A 12,425-nucleotide genomic window follows, 5' to 3' on the forward strand; every position below is an offset into this window, starting at 1 on the left:
TCGATTGCATCCATTCGGACTGTTAGCCGATCAAAAAGACCTACTCTTGCATTATATCAACAAAAAGAATTATGATACAATACATCAAACCAAGCGGGAGCTCGAAAGCGATCCGCCAATTTTGCACAGCAACATATGGTCTTCTGGTGGGAGCATGTTGCCTTTTTTCTTCGATCGATACATTCGCACAGACCGCCCCTAAAGATGCCCCCCAGCAACAACAGCTGGTTCCGCTAAAATCATTTCAGGGCTACTACCAGCTACCCAATAAAGTGGCTTTCATTGCTTTTGAAGAGCAAGATAATAACCTGTATGCCACACAGCTGTGGGATCAGAAAAAAAGATATCGGCTGGTCCGTAAAGATGATACACATTTTGAATCCAAAAATGAAGGATATACTATCGAGTTCTTAAAAAATAGCTCAGGAGATTTTAGCCAAACCAAGATCCTGGGTAGAATTATCTGTGAGCGCGTGCCATTTGACCCCAATAAAATTGCGAGTTTAACCACATCTCAACTGAAACAGCTTGCCGGAACTTACCTAAAGGTAAATGACAACAACTTTAAGATTCAAATAGATCCCTCCTCAACAGGCTTAACGCTTACACAATTGTGGGATAACAGAACAATTTCATTTACTCCACGCTCGGAATTTTTCTTCCTCAATGATGATGGTACCTTTCCATTGACATTTTCTGTTGCCAATGGAAAGATAGAGCAGATGCAGTGTTTCGAAAATGATGTTTGGATAAAAACTGACCAATAATCCTATTCAAAAAAATAATATGAACAGATTTATTGCCAGTTTGTTCCTACTGCTGGTGGGTACAGCTCAGCTTAGTGCACAACAGATAGCAGATGAACAGTTCCATTATCCCATCACCGATCCGCGGCACCGGATAGGTGATGGACCGCTACTCCTATTTGACGAGGCACATAACAATCCAGTTACTTTGAGAGGAGCTTACGCCCCATTTTCAGATCTCCTGCAAGCTGACGGATATCGTCTCCTAAGTGCTAAAGAAAAAATATCCTACGATCAATTAAAGGAGGTGAAAATCTATATCAGCATAAATGCCTTATATAATCCGGAAAACTGGAAATTACCCACATATTCAGCCTTTACCGATCAGGAGATAGAAACTCTCCGTCAATGGGTATCTGATGGCGGAAGCCTATTTCTAGTCACAGACCACATGCCATGTGGAGGGTCAGTGCAAACTCTTGGTGCGGCATTTGGCATTCATATCGTGAACGGTTTTGCGTTACCTAAGAATGGACGTCCGGAAATATTTTCAAAGGATAGAGGAACACTGTTATCCAACGAAATAACTACGGTACCAGGTAAGGAAATAGACAGTATCATGTGCTGGGGTGGAACGGGATTTATAGTCCCAACGACCGCATATATTATTTCTCTGTTGAACGAAGAATATGAAATTTATCTACCTAATGATGCGGATCAGATTAAAAGGCCTATTCCAGACAATATTCCCCGATTGTCGGGCAAAGGGTTTGCAAACGGAGCTTATCTCCGCTTTGGGAAAGGGAGGATTGTGATATTCGGGGATGGTGCTCCTTTTTCGGCACAACTCCATGGCATCAAAAGTGAAAAAAGAGGAATGAATCATCCTTCTGCTCACCAAAATACACAGTTTCTGCTCAATATCGTTCATTGGCTTGACCAATGAACTTGTTTGTCAATTCCAAACTTTCAAAGTCAATCAATTTAAAGGTTTCGAAGGCAAAAACGCAGCATTAATAGGCTTGGCAGACGGAAAAGACGATTCATTCTATACCAGCCTGCACTTCCACGAAGATACTGGCATCGATGATGTTGCAGTTGCCAAAATCAATGCAAAAACATTAAAAACCGAAGCGGTTTATACCGATTCTCGCCTATCTATTTCGGGTGGGTTTTACCGTTCTGCCAGATACTCGCAAATTGGAGTTGCTTCCAACGGCGATATCTGTGTATTCTCAGGAAATAACTTCGGAACTAAAAAAGCAGGTGCTTTGATGATCAAAAAAGGTGCAACAAGTTTTGACAAAAGTTACTTCTGGGATCTAGAGGCCGCATCAGATGGTTATAGATTCAGTAAAGTATGGCCTTTAGTCGACGATATCTTCTTGATCGAATTCTACAACAAGAAATATGAAGCCGGAAAACAACCAGGCATGGATGCTTCCTCACAATATGCGGTAGTCCACATGAAACAGAAAAAATTCACTTGGTTAAAAGGTATTCCAGCTAAAAATGACATCCCTGAAGGCATTAGCTGGCCATATGTATATGAAGGCAAAGCCTTTATTGGGCTTACAGCCTTGGATAAATTCCCACAATTCTATACTGTCGATCCTCAAACAGGTAATGCTAAAAAAGGATTAGTTGTTAAGGATGCTAATGGCATAGAAGCAGCAACTTTCGTAGAAAAGAAATAGTATTTGTTTTTGGTAATCAGAAGACCAGGTCAGGAGTAATTCCTGGTCTGGTATTTTTTTTTCTATCCCCTCACAACCACTCCCACCTTCCCTGAACCAAACCTCAAATCCTCCTCCCTATAATTCGAATCATCCAGCTCAGCAATCATCTTAACATTATTTAATGCCTTTTGCACATAGTAATTGTTCTCATACCCCTTCGCTTCCAAGAACCTCAGCATTTCCTCAAGATCCCCTTTAGACAACAATTGGGAATGGGCCGTTGTCCTGACCTCAAATTGAATTTCAGCATTCAACAACAAATCCAGGGTCTCTTCAAAAGCTTCAAAAGAACCCGTCACCGATATTTCTTGAAAACGCTGACCCAAGCCCTTAAAATCAAGAGCTACATAATCCAGAAGATTTTCTTCGATCAGTGTTTTGATTATTTTTGGTCTAGCGCCATTGGTATCGACTTTAATGAGATACCCCAAAGATTTGGCAATCTTGACCAAGGGCATCATATCGGGATGCATGGTACATTCCCCACCACTAAAGACGACAGCTTGCAATAAGCCTTTCCGAGACTTCAAAAAAGCCTCGGCTTGTTCCATACCGATCTTACCCTTGCCGAATACGATATCCGGATTATAACAGTATTGGCAACGCATATTGCAGCCCACAAACCAAAGAATGCAGGCTGCTTTATTAGGGTAATCCAATAAGGTAAAAGGAGTTATATCATATAGAGCATTTGCCATATCCTTCTTGGAACAGGGTCCGCTGTTTATGCTCTCCTTGTTTACCGATATTGAAACTTTCTACTGGCCTATGATACCCCATCACTCGAGTATAGACCAAACATTTACTACGTTCTTGCTGATGTTGCTGCAACAATAGCAATCTCTCATTCTTCATGGTTTCCATATTCACTATTTAAATTATATTGATTCACGATTTCATCATCACATTTTGGGCAATATTCATGCTCCCCATTCAAATATCCATGTACCGGACAGATACTAAATACAGGAGTTACCGTGATATAAGGCAACCTGAAATTGCTCAATACAGTCCTTACAAATTGCTTACAAGCCTCTGGTGTGCTGATCTTTTCCCGCATATAGAGGTGCAGTACTGTACCACCGGTATACTTACATTGCAGTTGATCCTGCAGCAATAGCGCCTCAAATGGATCATCCGTATGGTTAACCGGAATCTGCGAACTATTGGTATAATAGATCTGCTGATCTTGGCCGGCTTGCAAAATATCTGGAAAGCGTTTTTTGTCCTCCTTGGCAAATCGATAGGTAGTTCCTTCTGCAGGTGTAGCTTCAAGATTATACAGATTACCCGTATCTTCTTGGAATTTCTTCAATCGCTCGCGGATATAGTCCAAGATCTCACTGGCAAATTCAATCCCCCAGTCCGAAACAATATTTTCCTGATTTGCGGTATAATTGCGGATCATTTCATTCATGCCATTGACCCCAATGGTCGAAAAGTGATTCCTGAAATGGGAAAGGTATCTTTTGGTATAAGGGTACAAACCATTGTCGTACATCTCCTGAATGAACTTTCTTTTCTTCTCCAGCGTAGAACGACCGATTTCCATCAGCTCATCCAATCGTGCAAACAAACCTTCCCGATTTCCTTGGTATATATAACCCAAACGGGCCATATTAATGGTCACGACCCCAATACTGCCGGTCATCTCGGCACTACCAAAAAGACCGTTTCCACGCTTCAGCAATTCCCTCAGGTCAAGCTGCAGACGGCAGCACATACTCCTTACCGCATTGGGCTTATAGGCATCAGGATTTTCCTGCCGATCACCATTTTCATCAATAAAATATTGGCTTCCGATAAAGTTCTGGAAGTAGGAAGAACCGATCTTGGCGGTGTTCTCGAATAGGACATCCACATTTTCACCATTCCAATCAAAATCCTCCGTGATGTTCACGGTAGGGATCGGGAAAGTAAAAGGCTGTCCATTGGCATCACCTTCAGTCATGACCTCATAATAAGCCCGATTGATCATATTCATTTCCGGTTGGAAATGCTTATAGGTCAAATCTTCCAAATTATCGACCCCTCGCTCTTGGGCAAGGGTTTTCAAGACCTCATTATTAACTCCTCTGAACAGATGCTTTCCTGCCTTAGTTGGGATTTGGTACCTCAAGTCTTGCGGGACATTCCAATCGAGGGTAATATTGGTAAATGGGGACTGCCCCCAACGAGCAGGAACATTAAGGTTATATACGAAGCTACGGATAGCTTTCTTGACTTCAATCTGGCTTAAGCAATCCTTAAAAACATAAGGTGCGAGATAGGTATCAAATGAGCTGAAGGCTTGAGCACCGGCCCATTCACTTTGCAGGATTCCCAAGAAATTGGCCATTTGACCCAAGGACTCCCTGAAATGCGAAGGTGGATTACTGTCCACGCGACCTCTTACACCATTAAAGCCTTCATCCAATAACACCCTTAAACTCCAACCAGCACAGTAACCGGTTAAACAGTCCAAGTCATGGATATGGATATCCGCATTACGATGTGCATGACCTTCAATCCTATTGTAAACTTTATCCAACCAATAATTCGCTATGATTTTTCCCGCCGTATTGTTAACCAAACCAGCATTGGAAAATGAATTATTGGCATTCGCCTGAATACGCCAATCGTTTTGGTAAATGTATTCTTCCACAGCATGGCTGCTATCCACATAAGTACTGGAAGCTACAAAACGATCGATATGCTCACGCTGCAATTTCCGCGTATGACGGAACAGCATAAACGAGCGCATCACCTGGAAATATCCAGCTACATAGAGCTTTCTTTCAATGACGTCCTGAATGTCTTCCACATCAAAGAGGTCTGCATTTTTTTGTTCCTCCAAGACGGTTTCTATGATTTGCTCATCATAAGGAACAGACACACTTTCGAATGCTTTTTTTATGGCATCTTCTATTTTATAGGAATGAAAGGGTTCAAGAGAACCATCACGTTTGATCACGTTTTTCATAGGCATGGTTTTAGATTAAGAGATAGATTTCAAGAATTATTTAAAGCTAACAACAAAAGCCTCAATATTTTATGAGGTGGAACATAAAGCCCAATTATGCGCAAAAAATTAGAAAGAAAGGTTGATCTGGGCGATCAAATTTCGTCCCGGTCTGGCAATCTTCATGATATCTTGATGGCGAAAATAATATCTATCGAAGATATTTTCCACTCTCAAATTGGCAGTTAGTTTTTGTTGTTTTAATTGGAATGCTTTCCTGACCCCTACATTGAACAGAGTGGCAGCTGGCGTCCTGCTATCTCCATAGATTGCTGAACTAACCTTATTTTGTTTGGCAAAATAACTTACTTCAAACTGGGCCACATAACCCTGATGGTTAAACAGGAAAGTATTATTATTGGTAAATGGCGAAATCAATGGCAAGTAATTGCCTCCATCATCCTTTCCTTCCGAATAAGCTACGGTACTTAACCATTCCAGATTCTTCAAGAACTTGATCTTCATGGCCATTTCAGCGCCCATTAAATTAGCATGATCCAAATTTTGGTTCTGTTTCACTCCAGTTGCTCCAATGGTCATCACATGGAAATCAGGATTGATTCTTCCAGCAATATAATCCCTGAAATAATAATTATAGAGATTCGCCTCAAGTCTGAGCCAAGGTAACTGATAGCTCAAACCAAAACTTGCTTGTAATGATTTTTCGGTTTTCAAATCCACGTTTCCCAGGTAATCATAGTTATCCAACCTATTGAAAAGATAGAAACCATAATACTCCTGCAGACTGGCGCTACGATTGGCATAACCTAACTTTGCCATCCAATGTAGATTGGCGGAAGGATGGTAATGGCCGGTCAGATTGATGTTTCCAAGGTGATTGGATCGTCCAAGAGAGGCATCCGTTAAGCTCGATAGCTGTTCCTCACCTTGCTGGCTATAGATACTTGAATTGGCAAAACTATAGGTTCCCATAAAATCCATCATCCATTTTTCACTCAGGTAATAACGGTCCGAAATATCCAAACTCAGCAGATCGCGTTGCGCATCCGGCAGGGTATACATAAACATAGGATTTCCGTCTTTTGGATACATGGTCATATTAGCGGTCAACCTATTGAGGTATCCATTCAACCTTGCTTGCAAATGATGCTTAGCAAACTGATAGCCTGTTTCAGAATAAAAGCCAGCCGTCCATGATAGGCCAGGCATATCCATGTGCATAGGAACAGTCTCCGCCGGCCTTTTGCTATCATCCATCGCATGGTCTATATGGTTGAAATAAACCTTCGAACGGATTTCATTCATACCCTCATTACTGCCTTTATAGACATGCGTCAAGGAAACAATATTTGCATTGGCAAAGGCAACATCCATGGTCAATGCAGGATACCCAATATCCTGACCATAATCGGCAAGATATTGGGCTAGTAGTTGATTCTTGGAATTTAATTTATAAGTCGCAGCAATGGATCCATTCCATTTTTGGAACTGGGAATTAGGAACGATTGCCCTTTCCGCTGCTTTATAGTTCTGTGCTTTTCTAAAGATCCCATTCACTAGGAATGCGAATTTTTCCGTACTATATTGCAGGGATGCTAAGGTTTGAACCGCCTGTGAATTAGATTCATAACCTGTACCCAGCATTCCATTCAACTGAGGGACTTTCGAAAGTTCCGGATTGGCAAGCTTGAAGTTCATTCCACCAGCCATTCCTCCAGCATAACTATTGAATGAAGGACCAATATTCACATTGATCTGCTGCAGATTACTGGGTTCAATATAGGAACTAATCGGGTCCATACGATCTGTACAGGCTCCAAAAATAGCCATCCCATCTATCGTCAGATTGATCTGCGCAGCATTTAGGCTGCGGATAGTAGGTTCCCAAGCATAATTGCCCCTACGGACCATCTGAACGCCAGCAATCCTATCCAAGATCTGGTCAATATTCGCTTGTTTAGAAGCTCGTTGTTCATTTTCAAGTTGCTTATTTACAGAAACCTGAGTACTTACTACCACTTCCTCAATAGCAACATTCTTCAATGTATCATGGTGATGATGTTGCGCTTGGACATACTGTCCAGCCACAAGGAAGCAAAAACTTAAAATAAAAGAAATCCTTTTCATAAGCCTTGAAATTTTACCGAGTCCTAAAAAATTATTGATTCTTATTCACTAAAACAGTACATCTAGAAAGACATCCTTCGCAAGTTCTGTTTCACCCTTTTTGACATTGAAGAAAAGTCTCCAATCTCCCGACATACTGAAATTCACTTTTCCATTATAAATTCCAGCTCCCGAACCTTGAGGGCTGACATTATTGCTTGAACCATGGTTCATCGAAGTCATTTCCGGATGAAAATCCAATGTCAATCCATCCACAACAGGGAAAGAGAACATATTTTCTCTCCAGAAAACCATGACCTCTAAATCATTGATTCCAATCTTTGGGGAAGAAGGTTGTACCAATGCCATGATATAGCGTTTATTATCTGTAGCCGTGAAGGACTTTACAGGAACATTTCCAGTGGCAGCAGGTTTGATCACTACCGGAATGTTTAGGGTTTCATTATTTATTTTTAGGTCAATTGCCCAAGTACCATCATTGGCCGTAGGCATGGTAAAAACCACAAACCCTTGAAAGGCATCAACGCTAGAGTTGAAAGCAAATTTACCAGTAGGTGCACCGTGTTTCATGGTCACCATGTCCATAACAGGAGAAAATTCTATCTTATCCGAAGGATTTGTTTTTCCATCTTTCAAAACCCTGACGTATACATTTTGATAGCCTACCACTAAATCCTTATCAGCCAAGAGCTGGACTTGCGTAGAGGCGTTAATTGTTTTTTCAGCAATGATCTTTTTATCTTCCAAAGGATTCTCCAGATTATCATCCTTTTGGCAAGAAGCCATTGTCAGGGCAAATAAGCTCCAACAGATCACATAGATTACATTTTTCATAGTAGTATTAATTTAGTTTTATTGTTTATTCAATTGTTCCCGCCCCGACTCGGTCATCAGATCCGGCGACCATTCAGGTTGCCAGACCAATTCCAATATGATTTCGCGATCAGGAAAGGTACTTTCCATACTTTTTTGCACAGCCTGCGTTATGGAACCCGCCATCGGACAGTAGGGAGTCGTCAAGGTCATTTGAACCTGGAGCTTATTGCTCTCAGTAAAGTCTAATACATAGACCAGGCCCATATCAATGACATTAATACCAAGTTCTGGATCCATAACCAGCATCAGCGAATGTATTGCTTTGAGTTGCTCCGAAGCAAACGGAGCGGTAAAATCAACTTCCATATTCCTCCTTTCTCTTATGTGTCAAAACCTTCAGTACATTCAATAAATACGAAACCGAAAGCAATACCCACAGGACGGTACTTAGGTTGATCAACCATTTGAGTTTGAACACTACGGCAATCACCGTAATGGACAAACTCCCAAGAAATAAGAGGTATTGAACCTTTAATAATTTATGGCTATAAAGGTCTTTCGGCATGGGCACATTTGCCCTTCCGTTCAAGTTTTTATATTGTATATTCCAGATAATAAATGGGAGGGTCTTAAAGGTCATCCCTAAGATTATTCCCGTGATCCAACCCAAGAAAATCCAAACCATATAGAGTGTAACCCAATTCCCAGACTCCTGATTCAGCACCAGTGGCAGAGTTGCAAAAGCCGTAAAAAGGCTTCCTATCGACAATAAGCTATGTTTGATCGGAATCTCGATCTTCTTGCGCAACCTATTCTTTAAACAGTCCTGTATATATACCCCCCAGCTAATGACACCAGCAAGAATCAAGGTGGCACATATCAGCAGTTTGTAGTCAATCTGATTTCGGTAACCATGGATCAAAAACATCAATAAACCGGTATTGATCAGGGTAACGGAAATAAACAACGCTTTTCTTTTGGCCGATTTCCCCATCACGAACATAGGGATCATCTTTGCGCCGGCACCCAAAATCAGCTGCAGGAACCATCCAGCTAAGCCGGCATGGGCATGCAGTTTCAAGATATCCAAATGGTTCTTTGAAATATAATGATGTTCCAAGTTGATGGCCAATAATAAACCGACCGTAGTGGTAAAACATAGCCAAAAAGCGGAAAACATAAAAAACAGATTGGACTCAAATGATTTTTCGTGCTTCTTGCTGGTCATCCAAATGATCAGAAAATATATATAAGAAGCTATGCAGACCAGAGACCCTGCTAAAATCATCATCCAATCAGTCCGGAAATTCCAAAAGCAATAAATCAATAGGCAACTGCCAATGGTCAATATGAAATAACTGAAAAAGGCCAGTTTTGGAGAGAACAAGCTGTGTTCGAATATGACTGGCACCAGTTGATAAGCTGCACCAAAAATGATCATGGTTCCCCATCCTAATGCCAGGGTATGGACTATAGCAAGAACTCTAGGCTGAAAATAATGCCCCAGGATTTGGCTTCCCGTCAATACTAACAAGATGCTAAATACAAGGAAAAAGACAGCTGCCGTGGCAAAAAATGGCACGACTACATATCCTTTGGTGGCATTATCGGTCGAACTTAAAGTCATGTCGCTATTTTTATGGATGGATCAATATTCTTACATCTCCCTCAGCAATCTCACTGACAAATACCCGATATGGTAAATTGCCCAATTCTTCCAAAAGATAAAGCGGCACTTTCTTGTGTTGGACAAAAAGGCCTTCATTGGCCTTTAATTGTCCCAAGGTCTCCAAGATTCGCTCCATAGGTTGTGGCATAGGCAAACTCCTAACATCCAACTCTACCATATCGAAACTCTTGGTATTCAATATCTTTTCGATCACATCAAAGGATACAAAAGAGATCATGGACTCTATCTTGGTTACCGCCTTTTCTCCCATTGACTTATAGAAATAAGTATGGAATTCCGTTTTAGAAATCTCATCGGTATAACTGAAAGCACCTTTATCTTCCAAGCGGCTAATCAGTGGAAATGGCAAAAAGCTATTGATGATTTCTAGCACTGCTTTTTCAGGAAGTGCTTTATAGGCTATCATGATTTCTTTTAAGGGATCCCGGTCAGCATCTAGAATTGGCCTGACATCCAATGGAACAATCTGTTCACATTCAATCAACCAACCCGGTTTATTTTGTTCCTTCTTTTCTTGAGAAGTCTTTGTTTCGGTGGCCTCTTCCCATGTAAATCCTAATGGCTCAAGAACACGTCTAAAGTCATCTACAGAACAGTTTGCAATTTTTGCAGCTTCCATGATATTGACACGTGGAGTCAGGACCTTACGCAATAATGGGATTTTGATTTTCCGTAAGGGTTTCGCTATTGATGCAATGGCATCAATGCACAACTCATTAGCTTTGATAAGCTCTGAGATTTTTGTGAATTGATTAATTATCATGGCAAAAATGAATTTTATGACAATGAATAAAATCGTCAATCAGACCTGTCATTTACTTGGCATAGTACCAATTGCCGTACGTTTTCTTATAGATCCTTCTTCTTAAAATACCTGACCGACAGCCATAGGGGTATGATAGCCCACAAAAACAGGACAGCAATTGTAATGCTCATGCCGAGGGCATTTCCAAAGAAGTCTCTAAAAATTGCTCCAGTATAGCCCATCATGGCGGAAAGGTCGAGTTGCAAGAGGATCAAGATCCGACAGACATCGATGGGGTTGAACATGGACAATCCGACCATAAAGTTCTCGATTGGATAATCGGAAAACTGGAACAACATAAATAAAACTAAGGCATCGAACAGCAATCCGAAATACAACCACAATAGGATTGCAAGTCCGATGCCTTTAGATTTGTCCCGGATTAATACGGAGGTCCATAAGGCTATTGACACAAAGATCACAGAAAGCAATAAACCGCAACCAACCAATATTAACCCAGAACTGCTAAATGCATATAAGAGTGTGGGGATGCCTACGCCTATGAAAAAAGAGAGACATAGGGTCCCTGCCAGACCTGCAAATATGCTTAGCCATATATTGCCCCTTTTAAGGGGCTGACTCACTAATAAACAAATAAATTCAGCACTATTATAGAGGTATATGCTTGAAAATACGATACTTACCAGAGGAACTACAAAAAGTACAATGTTCAACAAACTCACCAATCCTTTTTCATAATTATCTTCCATGCTGAAGACACTTACCGATAACGCAAATAGCAAAAGTGTATAGAAAATAATAGTTTTATTTCTCAGTAAATCAACAAAAACGTAGCGTATAATTTTATTCATGGAAAGCCTATTTAGTTTGATTTGGAACAGACATGACTTGGGCTATGGCCTTTGACAGTTTATCTGTACCGGTATCTATCTTTAATTGTTGAAGCGATTTATGGAACATCAATTTTCCTTCTTGCAGATAAATGATTTGCGAAACAAGATCATCTAAGTCACTGAGTACATGAGAACTGATAATGATCAATTTATTTTCATTCATCACCTTCTGGATCTTGTTTTTCAATATTTCCGAAGAAAGGGGATCCAAGCCCGCCGTTGGTTCATCCAGGATCAAAGCCTTTGGATTAAAAAGAAAGGCCAAGCAGGCACTAACTTTTTGCCGAGTTCCGCCAGACAAGGTCCCCATACGCTTATCCAATAGGGCCGGTAGGTTGAATGCATGGTACAGATCCAGGTCTAACTGATCCTCGGGCATCTTCCGAATATCTTTCATCATATCTAAAACCTGTCCTATGCTCATATTCTCCGGATATTGGCCAATCTGTGGCATATAGCCGATCTCTTTTCTGTAAGAATATTTATTTTGAATATTTTCGCCGTCAAATTTGATAATCCCTGAACTGGGAACTACCATGCCCAAAACAGTTTTGATTAGCGTGGTCTTTCCACTTCCGTTTGGACCTATCAAGGCGACACATTCTCCCCCATTCAAGGAAAGGTTAATATCTTTCAGTACCTTAAACTTGCCAAAGTCTTTGAAAATATGTTGGATTTCGATCATA

13 protein-coding genes are annotated in these 12,425 nt (G+C 40.9%); 3 read left to right on the forward strand and 10 right to left on the reverse strand.

The genetic code is table 11. The annotated features are described in order from the left end of the window. Window positions 1-71: 71 nt before the first annotated feature. The 3 genes from ACK2WI_RS16805 to ACK2WI_RS16815 are packed head-to-tail and all read left to right on the forward strand — an operon-like array spanning window position 72 to window position 2,443. Window positions 72-767, forward strand: a complete 696-nt coding sequence (locus ACK2WI_RS16805; protein WP_409151656.1) for a hypothetical protein — start codon at window positions 72-74, stop codon at window positions 765-767. Between the two features lie 19 nt (window positions 768-786). Beyond that, entirely contained in the window at window positions 787-1,692 is a 906-nt protein-coding gene (locus ACK2WI_RS16810) for a hypothetical protein (RefSeq protein WP_409151657.1), read from the forward strand. After that, window positions 1,682-2,443 carry a DUF4374 domain-containing protein gene (locus tag ACK2WI_RS16815; RefSeq protein WP_409151658.1) on the forward strand — a complete coding sequence of 254 codons (762 nt, stop codon included), beginning with the start codon at window positions 1,682-1,684 and terminating at the stop codon, window positions 2,441-2,443. Before ACK2WI_RS16810 ends, ACK2WI_RS16815 begins: the two co-directional genes overlap by 11 nt. A gap of 62 nt (window positions 2,444-2,505) precedes the next feature. Here ACK2WI_RS16815 and ACK2WI_RS16820 read toward each other — a convergent pair whose 3' ends face one another. From ACK2WI_RS16820 to ACK2WI_RS16865, 10 genes are all read right to left on the reverse strand, one after another. Further along, window positions 2,506-3,183 carry an anaerobic ribonucleoside-triphosphate reductase activating protein gene (locus tag ACK2WI_RS16820; RefSeq protein WP_409151659.1) on the reverse strand — a complete coding sequence of 226 codons (678 nt, stop codon included), beginning with the start codon at window positions 3,181-3,183 and terminating at the stop codon, window positions 2,506-2,508. Further along, window positions 3,164-3,349 carry an anaerobic ribonucleoside-triphosphate reductase gene (gene nrdD / locus ACK2WI_RS16825; RefSeq protein ID WP_095067913.1) on the reverse strand — a complete coding sequence of 62 codons (186 nt, stop codon included), beginning with the start codon at window positions 3,347-3,349 and terminating at the stop codon, window positions 3,164-3,166. Before nrdD ends, ACK2WI_RS16820 begins: the two co-directional genes overlap by 20 nt. Next, window positions 3,330-5,447: a ribonucleoside triphosphate reductase gene (locus ACK2WI_RS16830; protein ID WP_409151660.1), complete on the reverse strand. Its 2,118-nt coding sequence runs from the start codon at window positions 5,445-5,447 to the stop codon at window positions 3,330-3,332. Before ACK2WI_RS16830 ends, nrdD begins: the two co-directional genes overlap by 20 nt. A gap of 108 nt (window positions 5,448-5,555) precedes the next feature. Next, window positions 5,556-7,574 carry a TonB-dependent receptor gene (locus tag ACK2WI_RS16835; RefSeq protein WP_409151661.1) on the reverse strand — a complete coding sequence of 673 codons (2,019 nt, stop codon included), beginning with the start codon at window positions 7,572-7,574 and terminating at the stop codon, window positions 5,556-5,558. 48 nt (window positions 7,575-7,622) lie between these two features. Continuing rightward, on the reverse strand, window positions 7,623-8,408 hold the full coding sequence (locus ACK2WI_RS16840; RefSeq protein WP_409151662.1) for a FixH family protein: 786 nt from the start codon (window positions 8,406-8,408) through the stop codon (window positions 7,623-7,625). An 18-nt stretch (window positions 8,409-8,426) separates the two neighbouring features. Beyond that, the gene (locus ACK2WI_RS16845) at window positions 8,427-8,687 is read right to left on the reverse strand and encodes a metal-sulfur cluster assembly factor (protein ID WP_409151663.1); all 261 of its coding nucleotides are present in this window, start codon (window positions 8,685-8,687) and stop codon (window positions 8,427-8,429) included. Window positions 8,688-8,745: 58 nt separating this feature from the next. Next, the gene (locus tag ACK2WI_RS16850) at window positions 8,746-10,017 is read right to left on the reverse strand and encodes a hypothetical protein (RefSeq protein WP_409151664.1); all 1,272 of its coding nucleotides are present in this window, start codon (window positions 10,015-10,017) and stop codon (window positions 8,746-8,748) included. A gap of 10 nt (window positions 10,018-10,027) precedes the next feature. Then, window positions 10,028-10,843 carry a DUF2249 domain-containing protein gene (locus ACK2WI_RS16855; RefSeq protein ID WP_409151665.1) on the reverse strand — a complete coding sequence of 272 codons (816 nt, stop codon included), beginning with the start codon at window positions 10,841-10,843 and terminating at the stop codon, window positions 10,028-10,030. 86 nt (window positions 10,844-10,929) lie between these two features. Next, a complete protein-coding gene (locus ACK2WI_RS16860) occupies window positions 10,930-11,697 on the reverse strand; it encodes an ABC transporter permease subunit (protein WP_313367775.1) in 768 nt (255 codons plus the stop codon). A 7-nt stretch (window positions 11,698-11,704) separates the two neighbouring features. Continuing rightward, window positions 11,705-12,424 (reverse strand): ABC transporter ATP-binding protein, encoded by a 720-nt coding sequence (locus ACK2WI_RS16865; protein WP_409151666.1) that lies wholly within the window; start codon window positions 12,422-12,424, stop codon window positions 11,705-11,707. Window position 12,425 lies beyond the last annotated feature (1 nt).

The sequence above is a fragment of the Sphingobacterium sp. BS-2 genome, from assembly GCF_046161205.1.
Classification (GTDB): Bacteria; Bacteroidota; Bacteroidia; order Sphingobacteriales; family Sphingobacteriaceae; genus Sphingobacterium; species Sphingobacterium mizutaii.

What these genes read in the sequence shown, in the direction of transcription:
- ACK2WI_RS16860 (WP_313367775.1), bottom strand. Translation starts at nt 11,697, where the DNA reads ATGAATAAAATTATACGCTACGTTTTTGTTGATTTACTGAGAAATAAA.
- ACK2WI_RS16805 (WP_409151656.1), top strand. Translation starts at nt 72, where the DNA reads ATGATACAATACATCAAACCAAGCGGGAGCTCGAAAGCGATCCGCCAA.
- ACK2WI_RS16855 (WP_409151665.1), bottom strand. Translation starts at nt 10,843, where the DNA reads ATGATAATTAATCAATTCACAAAAATCTCAGAGCTTATCAAAGCTAAT.
- ACK2WI_RS16810 (WP_409151657.1), top strand. Translation starts at nt 787, where the DNA reads ATGAACAGATTTATTGCCAGTTTGTTCCTACTGCTGGTGGGTACAGCT.
- nrdD (WP_095067913.1), bottom strand. Translation starts at nt 3,349, where the DNA reads ATGGAAACCATGAAGAATGAGAGATTGCTATTGTTGCAGCAACATCAG.
- ACK2WI_RS16850 (WP_409151664.1), bottom strand. Translation starts at nt 10,017, where the DNA reads ATGACTTTAAGTTCGACCGATAATGCCACCAAAGGATATGTAGTCGTG.
- ACK2WI_RS16835 (WP_409151661.1), bottom strand. Translation starts at nt 7,574, where the DNA reads ATGAAAAGGATTTCTTTTATTTTAAGTTTTTGCTTCCTTGTGGCTGGA.
- ACK2WI_RS16830 (WP_409151660.1), bottom strand. Translation starts at nt 5,447, where the DNA reads ATGAAAAACGTGATCAAACGTGATGGTTCTCTTGAACCCTTTCATTCC.
- ACK2WI_RS16840 (WP_409151662.1), bottom strand. Translation starts at nt 8,408, where the DNA reads ATGAAAAATGTAATCTATGTGATCTGTTGGAGCTTATTTGCCCTGACA.
- ACK2WI_RS16865 (WP_409151666.1), bottom strand. Translation starts at nt 12,424, where the DNA reads ATGATCGAAATCCAACATATTTTCAAAGACTTTGGCAAGTTTAAGGTA.
- ACK2WI_RS16845 (WP_409151663.1), bottom strand. Translation starts at nt 8,687, where the DNA reads ATGGATCCAGAACTTGGTATTAATGTCATTGATATGGGCCTGGTCTAT.
- ACK2WI_RS16820 (WP_409151659.1), bottom strand. Translation starts at nt 3,183, where the DNA reads ATGGCAAATGCTCTATATGATATAACTCCTTTTACCTTATTGGATTAC.